This window comes from Shewanella sp. BJSY2023SW001 (assembly GCF_047314685.1).
GTDB classification, from domain to species: Bacteria; Pseudomonadota; Gammaproteobacteria; order Enterobacterales; family Shewanellaceae; genus Shewanella; species Shewanella indica.
On record NZ_JBKORF010000082.1, the window covers coordinates 101,839 to 119,546 of the forward strand.

The 17,708-nt window shown below is 52.1% G+C and carries 15 protein-coding genes and 3 tRNA genes; 9 read left to right on the top strand and 9 right to left on the bottom strand.

The features are described 5' to 3' along the window. Nucleotides 1-80: 80 nt before the first annotated feature. Complete coding sequence (folD, locus tag ACMHXH_RS19140) at nt 81-935, bottom strand: bifunctional methylenetetrahydrofolate dehydrogenase/methenyltetrahydrofolate cyclohydrolase FolD (protein WP_039033886.1); 855 nt, start codon at nt 933-935, stop codon at nt 81-83. 238 nt (nt 936-1,173) lie between these two features. Here folD and ACMHXH_RS19145 point away from each other — a divergent pair. From ACMHXH_RS19145 to ACMHXH_RS19185, 9 genes are all read left to right on the top strand, one after another. Next, nucleotides 1,174-1,250, top strand: a tRNA-Pro gene (locus ACMHXH_RS19145). 67 nt (nt 1,251-1,317) lie between these two features. Further along, nucleotides 1,318-1,394 (top strand) — tRNA-Arg (locus ACMHXH_RS19150). Nucleotides 1,395-1,403: 9 nt separating this feature from the next. Then, nucleotides 1,404-1,479: transfer RNA gene (locus ACMHXH_RS19155), tRNA-His, on the top strand. A 246-nt stretch (nt 1,480-1,725) separates the two neighbouring features. Further along, nucleotides 1,726-3,030, top strand: coding sequence for a trigger factor (tig, locus tag ACMHXH_RS19160; RefSeq protein ID WP_039033887.1), 1,305 nt, complete (start codon nt 1,726-1,728; stop codon nt 3,028-3,030). Between the two features lie 91 nt (nt 3,031-3,121). Then, nucleotides 3,122-3,730: an ATP-dependent Clp endopeptidase proteolytic subunit ClpP gene (gene clpP, locus ACMHXH_RS19165; protein WP_039033912.1), complete on the top strand. Its 609-nt coding sequence runs from the start codon at nt 3,122-3,124 to the stop codon at nt 3,728-3,730. Between the two features lie 88 nt (nt 3,731-3,818). After that, nucleotides 3,819-5,099: an ATP-dependent protease ATP-binding subunit ClpX gene (gene clpX, locus ACMHXH_RS19170; RefSeq protein WP_039033888.1), complete on the top strand. Its 1,281-nt coding sequence runs from the start codon at nt 3,819-3,821 to the stop codon at nt 5,097-5,099. Nucleotides 5,100-5,228: 129 nt separating this feature from the next. Then, nucleotides 5,229-7,586 carry an endopeptidase La gene (lon, locus tag ACMHXH_RS19175; RefSeq protein WP_039033889.1) on the top strand — a complete coding sequence of 786 codons (2,358 nt, stop codon included), beginning with the start codon at nt 5,229-5,231 and terminating at the stop codon, nt 7,584-7,586. 257 nt (nt 7,587-7,843) lie between these two features. Then, nucleotides 7,844-8,116, top strand: coding sequence for a nucleoid-associated protein HU-beta (gene hupB, locus ACMHXH_RS19180; RefSeq protein ID WP_025010704.1), 273 nt, complete (start codon nt 7,844-7,846; stop codon nt 8,114-8,116). A gap of 208 nt (nt 8,117-8,324) precedes the next feature. Continuing rightward, the gene (locus ACMHXH_RS19185; protein WP_071476453.1) at nt 8,325-10,184 is read left to right on the top strand and encodes a SurA N-terminal domain-containing protein; all 1,860 of its coding nucleotides are present in this window, start codon (nt 8,325-8,327) and stop codon (nt 10,182-10,184) included. A gap of 117 nt (nt 10,185-10,301) precedes the next feature. On the opposite strand, the gene ACMHXH_RS19190 is transcribed toward ACMHXH_RS19185, so the two are convergent. From ACMHXH_RS19190 to ACMHXH_RS19225, 8 genes are all read right to left on the bottom strand, one after another. Beyond that, complete coding sequence (locus ACMHXH_RS19190; protein ID WP_335908757.1) at nt 10,302-10,643, bottom strand: hypothetical protein; 342 nt, start codon at nt 10,641-10,643, stop codon at nt 10,302-10,304. 3 nt (nt 10,644-10,646) lie between these two features. Further along, the gene (locus ACMHXH_RS19195; RefSeq protein ID WP_025010701.1) at nt 10,647-10,859 is read right to left on the bottom strand and encodes a TOBE domain-containing protein; all 213 of its coding nucleotides are present in this window, start codon (nt 10,857-10,859) and stop codon (nt 10,647-10,649) included. 229 nt (nt 10,860-11,088) lie between these two features. After that, nucleotides 11,089-12,291, bottom strand: coding sequence for an enoyl-ACP reductase FabV (gene fabV, locus ACMHXH_RS19200; protein WP_039033891.1), 1,203 nt, complete (start codon nt 12,289-12,291; stop codon nt 11,089-11,091). A 116-nt stretch (nt 12,292-12,407) separates the two neighbouring features. Next, nucleotides 12,408-13,193, bottom strand: a complete 786-nt coding sequence (locus tag ACMHXH_RS19205) for an ATP-binding cassette domain-containing protein (RefSeq protein ID WP_039033892.1) — start codon at nt 13,191-13,193, stop codon at nt 12,408-12,410. Beyond that, nucleotides 13,174-14,181, bottom strand: coding sequence for an oligopeptide/dipeptide ABC transporter ATP-binding protein (locus tag ACMHXH_RS19210; RefSeq protein WP_039033893.1), 1,008 nt, complete (start codon nt 14,179-14,181; stop codon nt 13,174-13,176). Before ACMHXH_RS19210 ends, ACMHXH_RS19205 begins: the two co-directional genes overlap by 20 nt. Before the next feature lie 2 nt (nt 14,182-14,183). Next, nucleotides 14,184-15,074, bottom strand: a complete 891-nt coding sequence (locus ACMHXH_RS19215; RefSeq protein WP_039033894.1) for an ABC transporter permease subunit — start codon at nt 15,072-15,074, stop codon at nt 14,184-14,186. After that, nucleotides 15,061-16,092, bottom strand: coding sequence for an ABC transporter permease (locus tag ACMHXH_RS19220; protein WP_039033913.1), 1,032 nt, complete (start codon nt 16,090-16,092; stop codon nt 15,061-15,063). Before ACMHXH_RS19220 ends, ACMHXH_RS19215 begins: the two co-directional genes overlap by 14 nt. Beyond that, a complete protein-coding gene (locus ACMHXH_RS19225; protein WP_226683883.1) occupies nt 16,092-17,696 on the bottom strand; it encodes an ABC transporter substrate-binding protein in 1,605 nt (534 codons plus the stop codon). The genes ACMHXH_RS19220 and ACMHXH_RS19225 overlap by 1 nt, the downstream gene beginning before the upstream one ends. Nucleotides 17,697-17,708 lie beyond the last annotated feature (12 nt).

Below are 17,708 nucleotides of genomic sequence, written 5' to 3' on the forward strand. Positions count from 1 at the left end.
AACGAAAACGCCGGCTGTTGAAGCCGGCGTTTTTTATCGCTTGAAATTGAAACCAAACTGAGGTTGGTTTCAATCTACCCTTAGTCGTGATATTGCTCCGCGGCAAACAGGGTGTTTTCCAGCAAGCTGGCTATGGTCATTGGACCCACGCCACCGGGAACAGGGGTGATGTGGCTGGCGCGCTCACAGGCAATATCAAAGTCAACATCGCCCACCAAACGGCCGCTGTCTAGACGGTTAATGCCCACGTCTATGACTATGGCGCCTGGTTTGATCCAGCTACCGGGGATAAAGCCGGGTTTGCCGACGGCAACCACCAGAAGATCGGCGCGGCTGACCTTATCCTCGAGATCTTTGGTGAATCTGTGACAAGTAGTTGTGGTGCAGCCGGCCAGCAGCAGCTCCAGAGTCATGGGACGGCCCACGATATTGGAGGCGCCAACCACAACCGCATCCAGTCCATAGGTATCGATACCGGTAGACTTGATAAGAGTCATGATCCCCATAGGAGTGCAGGAGCGCAGTACCGGGATCCGTTGAGCCAAACGGCCGACATTATAAGGATGGAAACCGTCGACATCTTTGTCGGGACGGATCCGCTCAATGACCTTGGATTCTTTAATATGTTCCGGCAGCGGCAGCTGCACCAGAATGCCATCTATGGCGGCATCTTCATTGAGCGAGTCTATCAGGGCCAGCAGTTCTTCTTCACTGGTGGACTCAGGCAGATCATAGGAGCGGGAGATGAACCCCACTTCTTCGCAGGCTTTACGCTTACTGCCGACATAAACCTGAGAGGCAGGATCAGCACCCACCAGAATAACAGCCAAGCCTGGGATACGTTGTCCCGCTGCTTGACGTGCAGCGACTTTTTGCTTTAGCTGTTGTCTTATGGATTGCGCAATCGCTTTGCCATCTATTAGTTGGGCTGTCATGGGTGTAGGATATCCTTTGTATGGCGCGATGATGTTGAAAACGGCGCCATTTTACCAGTGAGGCTTGGGAGTGTCATGGACAAACAGGGTCCAGAACACAGAATTTCGTTAAAGCAGCACGTAATTTCGCCAAGCAGATAAAGTGCTTAAAAAAATCGTTGACGCTTGTCGGGTGAGGGGCTAAGATGCGCTCCGTTCTCGAGGCGAGCCGGTTGTAACCGCGCTTGGAGAAAATTTTCGGTGATTAGCGCAGCCTGGTAGCGCATCTGCTTTGGGAGCAGAGGGTCAGAGGTTCGAATCCTCTATCACCGACCAGATTTCAAGGGCAGTGTGGATAGCATTGTCAGTACCGCTTAGGATGCAAATTGAATTTGCAGGTCCTGCGCCCGTAGCTCAGTTGGATAGAGCATCCGCCTTCTAAGCGGATGGTCGCAGGTTCGAATCCTGCCGGGCGTACCACTTTCGGTGGTGATTGTAGCTCAGTTGGTAGAGCCCTGGATTGTGATTCCAGTTGTCGTGGGTTCGAGCCCCATCAGTCACCCCACTCTTTATTAAAAAAAGCGACCTTAGGTCGCTTTTTTTATGCCCTTTTCTGTGGCATTGAGGCTCGACTCCACTAAGAACGGTCGATATAATGCTGCGTCTTGATAACAATCAACAATGTGCGACCGGTGCCGGAATTCACTTCTGATGGGCATTTAAGTCAAGTTAAAGATCAAGAAACGAATACCTGAATAGTTGAAACAATCGGCTATTGCAAAGGACGTTAGACACATTTCGAGGTAAAACAATGCAAGTTTCTGTTGAAACAACCCAAGGCCTGGAGCGTCGCCTGACCATCTCTGTTCCTGCAGAGCAGATCGAAAAACTGGTTAAAGACAGCCTGCAACGCGAAGCCAAGCGTGCCCGTATCCCAGGCTTCCGTCCAGGTAAAGTCCCAGCAAGCGTGATTGAAAAGCGTTACGGCAAAGCGATTCGCCAAGACATTACCGGTGAAGTAATGCAGCGCAACTTCATTGAGGCCATCATTGCCGAGAAGTTGAACCCTGCCGGTGCTCCTACCTTTACCCCAGGTGCCACTGACGCCGAAAAGTTTGAGTTCACCGCGACCTTTGAAATTTATCCAGAAGTTGAAATCAAAGGCTTGGACGGTATCGAAGTTGAGCAGCCTGTTGCCGAAGTACAACAAGCCGACGTTGATAACATGATCGAAACCCTGCGCAAGCAACACGCGACTTACGAAGCGGTTGAGCGCGCTGCCGAAGACGGTGACAAAGTGGTTATCAACTTTGTTGGTAGCGTTGACGGTGAAGAGTTTGAAGGCGGCAAGGCCGAAGACTTTGAACTGCAATTGGGCAGCGGTCGCATGATCCCTGGTTTTGAAGAAGGCGTTAAAGGCCACAAAGCCGGTGAAGAGTTCGACATCGACGTGACTTTCCCTGAGGAATACCACGCTGAAAACCTGAAAGGCAAAGCCGCCAAGTTCGCTATCACAGTGAAAGAAGTCAAGGGCGCCAACCTGCCTGAAGTTAACGACGAGTTCGCCAAGCTGTTCGGTATCACCGATGGTGGCATCGACGCTCTGAAAGCTGAGATCAGCAAGAACATGGGCCGCGAGCTGGAACAAGCTCTGAAAGCCAATGTGAAAGAACAAGTTCTTGAAGGCCTGCTGGCTGCCAATGAAATCGAACTGCCAAAAGCGCTGATCGACGGTGAAGTTGACGTTCTGCGTCGCCAGGCCATGCAGCGTTTCGGTGGTCAAGGTGCCAACATGCCTGAACTGCCTGCCGAGCTGTTCACTGAACAAGCCGAGCGTCGTGTTAAAGTCGGTCTGCTGCTTGGCGAAGTGATCAAGTCCAACGAGCTGAAAGCTGAAGAAGAGCGTGTACAGGCGTTGATTGCTTCCATGGCTTCTGCCTACGAAGATCCAAAAGAAGTGATCGAATACTACAACGGTAACGAAGAGTTGATGCAGAACATGCGCAACCTGGCTCTGGAAGAGCAAGCTGTTGAAGCGGTTCTGAAATCAGCCAAAGTGACTAAGAAAGATGTCGCTTTTGAAGAATTTATGAACAAGGCTACCGGCCGCGCATAACCTAAGCTTGACTTGCTTGGTTGTTCGCCATTTATAATGGCTCGTATGAGGTCCCTCATGCGGGCCGTTTTTTATTTAGGGAAAGTTAATGATGCATAACGCGCCAGAATCAGTACTTAATGCACTCGTTCCTATGGTGGTTGAGCAAACCGCCAAGGGAGAACGCTCTTACGATATCTATTCACGTTTGTTGAAAGAGCGGGTGATCTTCCTGGTTGGTCAGGTTGAAGAGCACATGGCCAACTTGATCGTGGCACAGTTGCTGTTTTTGGAATCAGAAAACCCGGATAAAGAGATCTCTCTTTATATCAACTCACCAGGCGGCTCTGTCACTGCTGGTATGGCTATTTATGACACCATGCAGTTTATCAAGCCGGATGTCAGCACTGTATGTATCGGGCAAGCGGCCAGTATGGGCGCCTTCCTGTTGGCCGGTGGTGCCAAGGGTAAGCGTCACTGTTTGCCGAACTCGCGGGTGATGATCCATCAGCCTTTGGGTGGTTTCCAGGGCCAGGCATCGGATATCGCTATCCATGCCCAAGAGATCCTGGGGATTAAACAGAAGCTGAACCAGATGTTGGCCGAGCACACAGGCCAACCACTGGAAATCATTGAGCGGGATACTGACCGAGATAACTTTATGAGTGCTTCTCAAGCCATGGAATACGGTTTGGTGGATTCGGTTCTGACCAAACGTTAAAGCTGATTTTTGCTTATGGCTGGGCTATGCTCAGATTGAAGACGCTTAAGTGTATGGCAGTAGAGCAGACTGCAAAAGAGGTAGAGTAATGGGTGACAACAAAGGCAACGGTGATAGCGGCAAATTGCTGTATTGCTCTTTCTGCGGAAAAAGCCAGCATGAAGTTCGCAAGCTGATCGCCGGGCCATCTGTATATGTATGCGACGAATGTGTCGAACTGTGTAACGACATCATTCGCGAAGAGATAAAAGAGATTTCGCCCAATCGGGATCAGGACAAACTGCCGACTCCCCATGAACTGCGCGCTCATCTGGATGATTATGTTATCGGTCAGGAGCAGGCCAAGAAGGTGTTGTCTGTTGCGGTTTATAACCACTACAAACGCCTGAAAAACAGCGCCCCCAAAGATGGTGTGGAGCTTGGCAAGAGTAATATTCTGCTTATCGGTCCAACCGGTAGCGGTAAAACCTTGCTGGCAGAGACCCTGGCGCGGTTCCTGAATGTGCCTTTTACCATGGCGGATGCCACCACATTGACTGAAGCCGGTTATGTGGGGGAAGACGTTGAAAATATCATTCAGAAGTTGCTGCAGAAGTGCGACTATGATGTTGACAAGGCACAGCGTGGTATTGTCTATATCGATGAGATTGACAAAATCAGCCGTAAGTCAGATAACCCTTCCATCACCCGAGACGTGTCCGGTGAAGGGGTGCAGCAGGCACTGCTGAAACTGATTGAAGGCACTGTTGCCGCCGTGCCTCCTCAGGGCGGTCGTAAACACCCGCAACAGGAGTTCCTGCAGGTTGATACCTCCAAGATACTCTTTATTTGTGGTGGTGCCTTTGCAGGCCTTGAGAAGGTGATTGAGCAGCGCTCCCATGTGGGTAGTGGCATAGGTTTTGGCGCTCAGGTTAAAGGTCAGGCTGAAAAGGCCACCATCACAGATACTTTGTTGCAGGTTGAGCCGGAAGACTTGGTCAAGTATGGCCTTATTCCTGAGTTTATCGGGCGTTTACCTGTGGTTGCGACCTTGGGTGAACTGGATGAAGCGGCTCTGGTGCAGATCCTGTCCGAGCCCAAAAACGCCATCACCAAGCAGTTTGCCACTTTGTTCGAGATGGAAAATGTCGAACTTGAGTTTCGCGATGACGCTCTCAAGGCGATAGCACAAAAAGCCATGTCCCGTAAGACAGGGGCCCGTGGTTTGCGCTCCATCGTTGAAGCGATACTGCTTGATACCATGTATGACCTGCCGTCCATGGATAATGTGGTCAAGGTGGTTATCGATGAGTCTGTGGTGAAAGGTGAGTCAGCGCCTATTCTTATCTACGAGAATAATGACTCCCAGGCTGCTGCCGGTGACCAATAACTGAGCAATAAGCTATCAGGTTGAAAATTAAGGAGTCCACTGGGGCTCCTTTTTTTATCTTTACCATTGAAAGCCGGGAAAGCGTCCCAATATACTCAATGTAATCTTTAACTGAAACGGAATCGAACTATGACCCTAGAGCGTGAAGCGCGAATCGAATTGCCCGTGCTGCCACTGAGAGACGTGGTGGTCTATCCCCATATGGTAATTCCGTTATTCGTAGGACGTGAAAAGTCCATCCGTTGTTTGGAAACTGCCATGGCGCAGGATAAACAGATCATTCTTGTGGCGCAGCGGGATGCGGATCTGGACGAGCCTGGCATAGACGATATTTTCGACGTAGGTACAGTCGCTTCCATTTTGCAGCTGCTGAAGCTGCCTGATGGCACTGTCAAGGTATTGGTCGAAGGCGGTAAGCGCGCCCGCATAGAACGTTATACCCAGGAAGAAGAGTTCTTTGTTGCCACCGCACACTACCTGGAGTCAGAAGCGCTGGACGACAAGGAAGAAGAGGTGCTGGTACGCAGCGCAATCAGTCAGTTTGAAGGCTATATCAAGCTGAACAAGAAAATTCCTCCCGAAGTGCTCACCTCACTCTCAGGTATCGAAGAGGCCGACAGACTGGCCGATACCATGGCGGCGCATATGCCGCTCAAGCTGGCAGACAAACAGTCTGTACTTGAGATGGTCAAGGTCGGTGAGCGGCTTGAATATCTGATGGCCATGATGGAAGCGGAAATCGACCTGCTGCAGGTAGAAAAACGTATCCGCTCTCGGGTCAAGAAACAGATGGAAAAGAGCCAGCGTGAGTATTATCTCAACGAGCAGATGAAGGCTATTCAGAAGGAACTTGGCGATCTTGATGAGGGCCATGATGAATTTGAAAGCCTGGGCCGCAAGATTGAAGAAGCCGGCATGCCGGAAGAGGCCAAAGAGAAGGCGTCTGCCGAGCTTAACAAGCTGAGAATGATGTCTCCGATGTCGGCTGAAGCCACAGTGGTACGCAGCTATGTTGACTGGATGACTTCAGTGCCCTGGAAACAGCGCTCCAAGATTAAGCGTGACCTATCCAAGGCCGAACAGGTGCTGGATACAGATCACTATGGTCTGGAGAAGGTTAAAGAGCGGATCCTCGAGTATCTGGCGGTACAGAGCCGGGTGAAACAGCTCAAGGGCCCTATCCTGTGTCTGGTTGGCCCGCCGGGGGTCGGTAAGACATCTCTGGGGCAATCTATTGCCAAAGCAACCGGCCGTAAGTATGTGCGGGTGGCATTGGGCGGCGTGCGTGATGAAGCGGAAATCCGTGGTCACCGCCGTACCTATATAGGTTCTATGCCGGGCAAGATTATCCAGAAGATGGCCAAAGTCGGGGTGAAGAACCCACTGTTCCTGCTCGATGAAATCGACAAGATGAGTTCGGACATGCGTGGCGATCCGGCCTCGGCTCTGCTGGAGGTGTTGGATCCAGAGCAGAACGCGACCTTTAACGATCACTACTTGGAAGTGGATTACGATCTGTCCGACGTGATGTTTGTGGCCACCTCCAACTCGATGAATATTCCTGGCCCCTTGCTGGACCGGATGGAAGTTATCCGTCTTAGCGGTTACACCGAAGATGAGAAACTCAATATTGCCAAGCAGCACTTGCTGCCGAAGCAGATTGAACGTAACGGCCTGAAGAAGACTGAAATCACTGTCGATGACAGCGCCATTCTCGGGGTGATCCGTTATTACACCCGTGAAGCCGGGGTGCGGGCACTGGAGCGTGAGTTGTCAAAGATCTGCCGTAAAGTGGTGAAGCAGATCATGCTGGAGAAAGACACCAAGCATGTGGATGTCAATCAGGACAACCTCAAGTCTTTCCTCGGGGTACAGCGTTTTGACTATGGCAAAGCAGAATCCAAGAACCAGATTGGCCAGGTGACAGGTTTGGCCTGGACCGAAGTGGGCGGCGACTTGCTGACCATCGAAGCCACCTCAGTGGCCGGTAAGGGCAAACTCACCTATACAGGTTCGCTGGGTGATGTGATGCAGGAGTCTATCCAGGCCGCTATGACTGTGGTTCGGGCGCGCGCCGAGCAGTTGGGGATCAACCCTGACTTTTACGAGAAGCGTGATATCCATGTGCACGTACCCGAAGGGGCAACCCCGAAAGATGGTCCATCTGCCGGTGCCGCTATGTGTACTGCCTTGGTTTCCAGCCTGACAGGTAACCCGGTCAAGGGTGAAGTCGCCATGACAGGTGAAATTACCCTGAGAGGTGAAGTACTGCCAATCGGTGGCTTGAAAGAGAAACTGCTGGCGGCCCACCGAGGTGGTATTAAACTGGTATTGATACCCAAGGAGAACGAACGGGATCTGGAAGAAATTCCGGCTAACGTAGTGGCAGACTTGGATATTCGTCCGGTTCGTTGGATAGACGAAGTGCTGCAATTGGCGCTTGAGCGACCAGTCGAAGGCTTTGAAGTGGTAAAAAATTTGGGCTAACGCAAGAAAATGTCCTATGCCACTAAAAAAAATGAAAAAAGGGGCTTAACAAAACCCAGACCTGTGGTAGCCTAGGTCTGTGGAGAGCCAGTTGTGCCAAGCCCTTGGGGCAACTGGCTTTGAGCTGTATCCAATTTAAATTCTTTGGTTTTCCAACTGAGCTTGAACTTTGGTATCAAGCTTGTTATAAAAGCCTCCGCAGACCGCTCTAGAGAAGGATTTGGTTGCGGCGCGAAAACTACATTCAAGGGGATGACATGAACAAATCTGAACTAATCGAGAAAATCGCTTCTGGTGCTGACATTTCTAAAGCCGCTGCCGGCCGCGCACTGGACTCTTTCATCGCAGCTGTGACTGATGGTCTGAAAGAAGGCGACAAAATTTCTCTTGTTGGTTTCGGTACTTTTGAAGTGCGTGAGCGCGCTGAGCGCACTGGTCGTAACCCACAGACCGGGAAAGAGATCAAAATCGCTGCAGCTAAAATCCCTGCATTCAAGGCAGGTAAAGCTCTGAAAGACGCTGTTAACTAATTAACATCGTAGCCTTTGTAGGCTTTCGTAAAGATTAAGCACTGCCAGGCAGTGCTTTTTACGGATTGAGAAACGCCGGATTAGCCGACGTTTCGGAGTGTGAGGATAGGCTGAAGTAGCGTCTGCAGACTCCATTCATGTTACAGATAGGCGCATCCCACAAGAGATGCGCCTTTTTTTTACTATTAATCGCTAAGCGAGACGTCTGATGTTAGAGAAGATTCGCGAAGGGTCACAGGGCGTAATAGCCAAAGCTATTTTGGTGCTGGTGATACTTTCCTTTGCATTTGCTGGTGTAAGCAGTTACCTGGGTTCCTCCTCAGTGGCTCCGGCCGCCACAGTCAATGGTGAAGAGATTTCCACAACCGAACTGGACCAGGCCTATCAAAGCGAGCGTGCCCGTCTGGAACAACAGTTGGGTGAGATGTTTGACGCCCTGGCGGCCAATGATGCTTACTTGGCCAGTATCAAGCAAGGCGTGCTTGAACGTCTGGTAGCGCAAAAGCTGCTGGATCAAGCCGCCGCTGAAATGGGCTTGCGAGTGTCCAATGCTCAAATTGCAGAAGCCATTAGACAAGAGCCGGCCTTCCAGACTGAAGGCAAGTTTGACAATGATCGCTTCGAAGCCATTCTGCGCCAACTGGGCTATCAACAAGCGACTTTCCGTGAAAGTATGCGGGTGGATATGACTCGTCGTCAGCTGATCAGTGCCTTGATTGGCAGCGAGTTTGTTCTCAACGGTGAAGCCGAAGCTCTGGCTAAGCTGCAGGGACAAACCCGTGATATTCGCTATCTCCTGGTTGACGCTGAGCCTTTCCTGGACCAAGCGACAGTGACCGAAGAGGAAGTTAAATCATTCTACGACACCAATCCGGCCCAATTTGAACGTCCGGAAATGATCAGCCTGGAATATGTTGAGCTTGATGCCAAAGATTTGGCCGATAGCATTCAGGTCAGTGATGAGCAAGCCAAGACTTACTATGATGAGCATCAGAATCAATATCAGACAGCCGAAAAGCGTCTGGCAGCCCATATTCTGATCGATGCCTCGACCGACAACGCCGAAGCCAAGGCTGAGGATCTTCACAAGCAACTGGAAAACGGCGCTGATTTTGCTGCGCTGGCCAAGTCAGACTCTCAGGATACCCTGAGCGGTGAGAAGGGCGGGGAATTGGGTTGGTTTGAGCCTGGTGTGATGGATCCTGCTTTTGATGACGCCCTGTTTGCACTGAGCAAGGGTGATGTCTCTAAAGTGGTCAAGACGCCTTTCGGTTTCCATATCATCAAGCTGCTGGATATCCAGAGCGGTCAGACTGCACCTTTCGCCGAAGTGAAAGACAAGATAGTCGCGCAGCTCAAGCAAGATGAAGCAGTCAGCCAATTCTATGGTCTGCAGCAGAAATTGGCCGATACCAGCTATGAAATCCCTGATAACCTGCAAGAAGCGGCCAAGGCTGTTGGTGCAGAGATCAAGACTACCCGACTGTTCGGCCGTGACAACGCGCCAGCACCTTTCGATAAGCCGGAACTGTCCAAAGCCGCCTTCTCCAGTGATGTACTGGGAGGTATGAACAGTGAGCTGCTGGAAGTGGAGCGCAACCATGTCGTGGTTATCCGCGTTAAGGAACATCAGCAAGCCGGCACACTTGAGTTCGCCGAGGTTAAGCCTGCCATTGAAGTACGTCTCAAGCAGCAAAAAGCCAATGAGATTGCTCGTGACAAGGCGCAGGAATACATGGTCAAGCTCAAAGAAGGTAATGCTGATATCGCGCTGCAGAGCCATGCCAACTTAGGACGTTTCACCCAGGATGTAGATTCGGCTTTGGTGAGCAAGGCATTCCAGATGGCCAAGGCCAAAGAGGGTTTGAGCGTTGATACTGTGTCGCTGGCGACCGGTTATGCCGTGGTGGTACTGGATGCCATTCATGATGCAGAAAGTACACCGGCCGATCAGGTTGCGGCCATCAAGCAAGGTCTTAACAGTCAGTACGGTGAGAATGACTATCGCGCCGTTATCAATATGTTGAAGGCCAAAGCTGAAATTGTTTACCCTGAAAGCGATGAGTAAATAACTTCAATGATTTAGCCTAGAAGCCGGTCCAAATGACCGGCTTCTTTATGTCTGGCATTTATCTCCTAGGGTTACCATGAAGCGAGAGTTCCACGAGGACTTATTCGCCCCCCCCTAAACCCCGGGACAGTATTGGCCCGCTCCTGAAATATGTTCTGTAATGATGGCGGTGGCACCACCTCTTTGGGCACTGAGAAGCACAGGCCGTGGGCTTGATGGACCATGATAGGGATCTTGTCCCAGGAGCACTACTTTGACTTCTGATAATGGCGTATAACGCAGAGCGTTGAAGGTGTTAGTTTTGGGAGGCTTGATGACCTTTCCCCGGGCACGCTCGGCGTTGATATAGGCCAGCGTCTCTTGAAAATAGGCTTGTTGTTTTTCAGGGCCCACTACTTTGGCCCAATAGATATCCGTATATATAACAAAAAAACAGCGCCTTGCGGCGCTGCTCATTGATTATTCGTCAACACCCAGCATTACGCTGCTGGCTTTGATCAGTGCGTATGCACTGTCACCTACTTTAAGCCCCAAACGCTCACAGGAGGCTTTGGTGACCACAGAGGTGAGCTCAACACCCGGAGCCAGTTCAATGGTGACTTCGTTGTTTACAGAGCCTTCTTCGATGGCTTTGATGGTACCGCCAAGACAGTTGCGTGCACTGATTTTCATGGTTTTCTCCTGGAAGAATAATTAGCAAGGTAAAGAGTATAAACTCAATCGTCCTCGAGATGGATGCCTAAGCGACAAATTTGGGCTCCAAGCGCTGATTCTGCAACCATAGGTAAAATGCCCACAGTCGATTCATCGCCTGAAAGCTTATAATTTACCCTTTACTTGTGGTGGTAAAAGAAAACGCCGCTTGATAGCGGCGTTTTTCGGTCAGCGTTATTGTTTCAATTTAGAGTTCAATCACGTCAAACTCAACGGCTGGATTAACGTCGGCATCATAGTCTATGCCTTCGATACCAAAGCCAAACAGCTTGAGGAATTCGGCCTTGTACTCACGGTAATCGGTCAGCTCACTGAGGTTTTCTGTGGTGATTTGTGGCCAGAGATCACGGCAATGCTGCTGGATATCTTCTCTCAGTTCCCAATCGTCCAGGCGCAGGCGGTTGGCATCGTCTACTTCTGGCTTGCTGCCATCGGCCTTGTATAGGCGCTCGCTGAACATACGGTAAATCTGTTCCATACAGCCTTCATGCAGGCCTTCTTCGCGCATCTTCTTGAAGACCATGGCGATATACAGTGGCATTACCGGAATAGCCGAACTGGCCTGAGTGATCACACTCTTGAGCACAGCGACATTGGCGCTGCCACCCTTGGCGGCCAGTCTTTGGTTTAGCTCACTGGCGGCGCGGTCGAGATCCATCTTGGCTTTACCCAGAGCGCCGTGCCAGTAGATAGGCCAGGTCAGCTCTGTACCTATATAGCTGTAAGCAACTGTTTTGCAGCCATCAGCCAGCACACCGGCCTTGTCGAGGGCATCTACCCACAGTTCCCAATCCTGCCCCCCCATCACAGTAACAGTGTCGTTAATTTCCTGCTCTGTGGCCGGCTCAACCGAGGCTTCAATGATGGTGTCTTTGTTGGTATCTACCGCGGTAGAGCGATATGACTCGCCGATAGGCTTGAGGGCCGAGCGGATCACTTCTCCGCTGTCAGGCAGTTTACGCACGGGTGAGGCCAGTGAATAAACTATCATGTCTATCTGGCCCAGATCGGCCTTGATCAGCTCAATTACCTTGGCTTTGGCTTCATGGCTGAAGGCATCACAGTTGATGCTTTTGGAATACAGGCCTTCAGCCTTGGCAAACTTGTCAAACGCCGCCGAGTTGTACCAACCGGCTGTGCCGGGTTTGGTCTCAGTGCCGGGTTTCTCAAAAAAGACCCCGATAGTGGCAGCGTCGGAACCAAAGGCGGCGGCAATACGGGAGGAGAGACCATAACCACTGGAAGAACCTACCACCAGTACTTTCTTGGGGCCATTGGCTATCTTGCCTTTGGCCTTGGTGGTGTTGATCTGTTCCAGCACGTTGGCTTCACAGCCCAGAGGATGAGTAGTGGTACAAATGAAACCACGAATTTTAGGTTTAATAATCATGTCTTAGCTTCTTCTTCCGAAAACTGTCATTAGGATAAGTATTTCAACTTGAATTGGTACTGATTTTTTCAAAAAGCCTGCCAACAGGGTAGTGGTTGGAGCAGTTCGACTTATTCTCAACGCTTGCGGGTCAATTGTGCCTGCTCCTGCAACAATCTTTGGGTGTATTCGTGTTGCGGATCATTGAACAGGGTCTCGGTGGCGGCCTTTTCCACCATCACGCCCTTGTGTAGCACCATGATCTTGTCGCTGACATGACGAATAACATTGAGATTGTGGGACACAAATATATAGGAAAGCCCCATCTCTTTTTGCAGCTTGAGCAGCAGGTTGAGGATCTGGGCCCGCACCGAGAGATCCAGGGCTGTCAGAGCTTCATCGGCGATAATGATCCTTGGGTTGAGCATCAAGGCTCTAGCCACCGCCACCCGCTGCTTCTGGCCTTCGGAAATCATGTGGGGGTAAAACTCCACATGTTCCGGCAGCAAGCCCACTTTACGTAAAGTCTCAACCACCTGCTCGCTACGGGCATGGGCCGACAGCCGGGTATTGAACCTCAGCGGCTCATTGAGCAGTTCCCCTATGGTTAGCCTTGGGTTGAGTGAGGTGTTGGGATCCTGGAATATCATCCGGATAAGTCTGCAGCGGTGTTTCAGATCATGGCTGTCGAGCGGCTCGCCATTGAACAGAATTTCTCCGCCGCTGCGATACTCGGCGCCGACCAAAATGCGGGCCAAAGTACTCTTGCCTGAGCCGGCTTCACCGGCAATAGCCAGGGTTTCGCCACTGTTGAGTTCGAAAGAAATGGGCGCCAAGGCCTCAGTATATTGGCGGCGAAAGCCCTTGTAACCGCTGAAATAGCGTTTGCTCAGGTCCGTGACTTTAAGCAAGGGAGTCGTCATCAATAGGCTCACTCTGGTAGGGGAAATGGCAGGCGTAGTATCTGTCTTTATGATGGCTCAGCTGCGGTTGCACCACACATTGTTTACGGGCTTCCGGACAGCGAGGCCCCAGACGGCAACCTATCGGCAGATGTTGCAGCGCCGGTACCGAGCCCGGCAGAGTCGGCATCAGTGTTTTGTGGGCTGCAGGACCGGAGTAGTCCGGCATATTGTCCAACATCGCCTTGGTATAGGGATGATAAGGCTGTTCAAGTAGCTCTGCGGTAGGTCCGGATTCCATCACCTGGCCGCTGTAGAGCACTGTTAGCCGGTTACACCAGTTCGACAGTGTGTCCAACTCGTGGCTGATCAGCAAGATGGCGACGTTCTGCAACTGATTGAGCTGGGTCAACAGGCGGAATATCTGCGCCTGGGTACTGGGTTCCATCGAAGCCGTGGGTTCATCGGCAATCAACAGCTTGGGACGGTTGGCCAGCGCCATGGCGATCATCACTTTCTGGCATTCACCTTCGGAGAGCTCCCAGGCATAGCTGCCCAGCACCCGCCGCGGTTCCTTGACTCCCACCTTGTGCAGCCATTTTTGGGCAGTGAGGCGCCGCTCTTTACCGCGGCGAAAGAAAGGTATCTGCCTATTTAACGGCATGGCTTCAATCAATTGGCTGCCCACAGTGAGTGCCGGGTCAAAGCTGCCGGAGGGGTCCTGAAATATCATCGACATATCAGAGCCCATAAGGCTGCGCCGCTCCGACTGGGTCATCTCCATCAGGTTGCGGCCATCCCACATCATGCGATCGGCGGTGACAGTCCAGTTGGGGCCGGGGATCCCGAGAATGGCCCGTGCCATAAGAGAACGGCCCGAGCCGGATTCACCGACCAGACCATGGATTTCACCGGCATTGACCGTCAGGCTGACTTTTTCCAGCGCCTTGACTCGTCCCTGAGGCGTGTCCAGTTCTATGGTGAGATTTCGTATATCGAGTAACGGCATAATCAGTTTCTGATGGGCGCAAGCGCCGATCTCAGTCCATCGCCAACCAGGTTGACGGCCAACACACTCAACAGGATAGCGGCTCCCGGAATGGTCACAGTCCAGGGGGCGGTCAGCAGATTATCCAGTCCCTGGAATACCATGGCGCCCCATTCGGATTTGGGTGCCTGGGCGCCGAGGTTGAGAAATCCCAGCGCGGCGATATCCAAAATGGCCGCTGAAATTGCCAGCGTTGTTTGAATAATCACAGTCTCCCAGACATTGGGCATAATCACAAACCAGAATATCTGTAGACCGTTTGCGCCATCCAACTTGGCGGCGGTGACATACTCTTTTTGTAACTCTTCATGCACGGCCTGATGTATGGCGCGCACAAACTGAGGGGTGAGTGCAATCCCCACGGCCCAGAATACGTTCATCAGCCCGGGGCCCATTACCGCGACCACCAGAATAGCCATCAAGAGTGATGGAATCGACAGCAAGGCATCAAGTAGGTGCCCTAGGATACTGGACTTGAGGCCGCGCATCATCCCCGAGAATGAACCTATGATAAATCCGACCAGGAGCGCGGTGGCGACAATTGCCAGTGCCATGCCGAAGGTATAGCTGGTGCCGTGTAGCAGGCGGGAAAAGATATCCCGGCCGAGATCATCTGTACCGAGAAAGTGCTCAACCGTGCCGAGATCGTCCCAGGATGGCGGTAGTAACAGGGCATTGGGATCTTGAAAATCGGCCGGGTAGGGGGCCATCATGGGCCCGAACATAGTCAGGATCAGCAGACAGAGCACGCCCCAAAGCCCGGCAAGCGCAAAAGGATTGGCGGCAAAGGTACGCCAGAGCTTGAGGCTGGGGGATGGAATATCGTCTTCCTGATAAATCTTAATTTGAGGCATAGAGTTCCTTCCTGCTGAGCGGATTGGTGGCCGTGTGCAGCACTTCAATCAAAATGCTCAGAAAGATAATCAGCAGCGCCACCGCCAGTGTGCCGCCCTGGATCACAGTGTAATCCCGCTGATAGATACCAGATACCAGCCAGGAGCCTACCCCGGGCCAACTGAAGATCACTTCCACCACTATGGCATAACTGGCAAATGGCCCCAGCATAAGTCCCAAGTGCTTGAGCAGGGGGATCAAGGCGTTGGGCAGGGCGTGGCGCAATACGATTTTACTGGTTGGCAGGCCTCTTGCTTCGGCGGCGCGGATATAGGTCTGGTTCATCACATTCATCATCGCCGAGCGGGTAATACGTACCACCACGGTAAAGGGCAACACAGACAAGGTCAGCGCCGGCAGGATTATGTGCAAGGCGGCATCCTTAAAGGCGGATAAGCGATATTGCGAGTCGGACAGCAGGGTATCTATCAGCATAAAGCCAGTCACAGGCTTTATTTCATAGAGCAGGTTTATCTGCCCTGAAATTGGCAGCCAACCCAGCCTGACCCCGAACCAAAGTGATAGGGATAGCCCGAGCCAAAATACCGGAATCGAGTAACCTGTCAGTGTTACCGCCATGATGGCATTTTGGGTCAGTTTCTGTTTACTCAGCGAGGCCAGCACTCCGAGCGGTACCCCGAAGATGATGGCAAATAAACCGGATACAGTTGCCAGCTCGAAAGAGGCCGGCAGTACCGCCAACAGCTCTTCTGCTACCGGCCTTTGAGAGGTCACCGAAATACCGAGATCGCCACTGAGTCTCTGGGTTAAATACCCCATAAACTGGGCCAAAGAGCCGCCATCGAGATGATAATCGGCGATGATTTGCGCCTCCTGGGTATCACTCGGTGCCTGGATCCCGGTCAGGGCGTAAATGCGGTCAACCGGAAACAAACTGGTGGCATAGAAGAGTACACCAATCAGCAACAGAGAGGTGGCGACAAAGAGGTTGAGTCTGCGCAATAGGTAAGCAGCCATCATTCTTGATCCTTGGCGGGCGGCATTGGGGCATCTGCTGCCGCTTTATTGCTGTGGCCTATGTTGGCAAAGGCGATGCCGCCAAAAGGCGTTAGGCTGGTTTCGGTTACACTGGCATTTTTTAGCGCCATACGTTTGGCATGTGCCAGGCTGACCAGCGGCATATCTTGTGCCAGAATCGCCTCGGCCTGGCGGTACAACAAACTGCGACTTTCTCTGTCTGTCACGCGTCTGGCCTGGTTGAGCAGGGCGTCAAATCTGGGGTTACACCAGCGGGAACGGTTGTTGTTGGAAGCGATGGAGCCACAACTGAGCAAGGGGGTGAAGAAGTTATCCGGATCGCTGTTGTCGGCGTTCCAGCCGATGAGTACCGAGTCATAGTCACTGCGTGCCAGTTTTTGGGTAAAGACACTCCAATCGTAGTTGACGATATTGACCTTGACACCTATGGTCGCCAAATCGGCCTGGATCAGCTCGGCGGTCTTCAGCGCATTGGGGTTGTAAATTCGTGCCACAGGCATAGCCCAGATATCCAGTTCCAGTTTCTCTATGCCGGCTGCGTCCAGCAGCGCCCTGGCTTTGTCCGGGGCATAGTCATAACTCTTGGCCGAGTCGGAATAAGCCCAGGAAGAGGGCGGCAGTATACCGGTTGCCTCGACGGCGGTGTCCTGATAAACGGCCCTTAGCAGGTTTTGCTTGTCGATGGCGTAAGCCAGCGCCCGTCTGACCCTGACATCGTTGAATGGCGGCTTTTGGGTATTGAAGGCCCAATAGGCCACGTTCATTCCGGGGCGACTCTCCAAAACCAGGTTGTCGTGCTGCTCAATCACCGGCAACTCACCGGCCTTGGGCAAGGCCGAGACGCTGCAATCGCCGGTGATCAGCTTGGCCAGGCGGGTGGTACTTCGCGGCGTGATATCGAACACCAACATTTCAGACTGCGGCATATTGCCCCAGTAACCTGGGTGGCGTCGATAACGGATATATTCATTCTTAACATACTGCACCAGCATAAAGGGGCCTGTCCCAACCGGCTGGTTATCCAATTGCTGCGGGCTGCCTTGGGCGAGAAGCTGATCGGCATATTCTTTGGAAAGGATCACCGCAAAGTCGGTGGCCAGGTTGGACAGGAATGAGGCGTCGGGCTGGGTGAGTTCAAATCTGACTCTGTATTCGCTCAGTTTGCTGATGGATTTTATCAGCCCGGCAAAGCCTATACTTTGGAAAAAGGGGTAACCGCCTTGGGCCACGTCGTGGAAAGGGTGCTGTTTGTCTATGATGCGATTGAAACTGAATAGTACATCATCGGCGTTAAAAGGCCGACTGGGGTGAAAGTAGGGCTGCTCGTGAAACCGGGTACCCTGGCGCAACTCAAACTCATAACTGAGCCCATCTTCGCTTATTTGCCACTCGGTTGCCAGTGCCGGGGTGATATCGCCGTTCTCGGGATCATAATCAACCAAGCGACTGTAAATCTGGTGCGAGGTGGCATCGATAGTGGTTCCTGAGGTCACCAGCTGTGGGTTGAAGGACTCGGGATTGCCCTCGGAGCAGTATACCAGGCCGGAGGGCACTTTCTGTTGACCACAGCCGCCAAGCAGCATTGTCAGAGCCAG

Coding starts and splice junctions, on each gene's coding strand:
- ACMHXH_RS19225 (WP_226683883.1), bottom strand. CDS start 17,696: ATGCTGCTTGGCGGCTGTGGTCAACAGAAAGTGCCCTCCGGCCTGGTA.
- lon (WP_039033889.1), top strand. CDS start 5,229: ATGACCCTAGAGCGTGAAGCGCGAATCGAATTGCCCGTGCTGCCACTG.
- ACMHXH_RS19215 (WP_039033894.1), bottom strand. CDS start 15,074: ATGCCTCAAATTAAGATTTATCAGGAAGACGATATTCCATCCCCCAGC.
- ACMHXH_RS19220 (WP_039033913.1), bottom strand. CDS start 16,092: ATGGCTGCTTACCTATTGCGCAGACTCAACCTCTTTGTCGCCACCTCT.
- ACMHXH_RS19205 (WP_039033892.1), bottom strand. CDS start 13,193: ATGACGACTCCCTTGCTTAAAGTCACGGACCTGAGCAAACGCTATTTC.
- ACMHXH_RS19190 (WP_335908757.1), bottom strand. CDS start 10,643: ATGAGCAGCGCCGCAAGGCGCTGTTTTTTTGTTATATATACGGATATC.
- ACMHXH_RS19195 (WP_025010701.1), bottom strand. CDS start 10,859: ATGAAAATCAGTGCACGCAACTGTCTTGGCGGTACCATCAAAGCCATC.
- folD (WP_039033886.1), bottom strand. CDS start 935: ATGACAGCCCAACTAATAGATGGCAAAGCGATTGCGCAATCCATAAGA.
- fabV (WP_039033891.1), bottom strand. CDS start 12,291: ATGATTATTAAACCTAAAATTCGTGGTTTCATTTGTACCACTACTCAT.
- ACMHXH_RS19210 (WP_039033893.1), bottom strand. CDS start 14,181: ATGCCGTTACTCGATATACGAAATCTCACCATAGAACTGGACACGCCT.
- tig (WP_039033887.1), top strand. CDS start 1,726: ATGCAAGTTTCTGTTGAAACAACCCAAGGCCTGGAGCGTCGCCTGACC.
- hupB (WP_025010704.1), top strand. CDS start 7,844: ATGAACAAATCTGAACTAATCGAGAAAATCGCTTCTGGTGCTGACATT.
- clpP (WP_039033912.1), top strand. CDS start 3,122: ATGCATAACGCGCCAGAATCAGTACTTAATGCACTCGTTCCTATGGTG.
- ACMHXH_RS19185 (WP_071476453.1), top strand. CDS start 8,325: ATGTTAGAGAAGATTCGCGAAGGGTCACAGGGCGTAATAGCCAAAGCT.
- clpX (WP_039033888.1), top strand. CDS start 3,819: ATGGGTGACAACAAAGGCAACGGTGATAGCGGCAAATTGCTGTATTGC.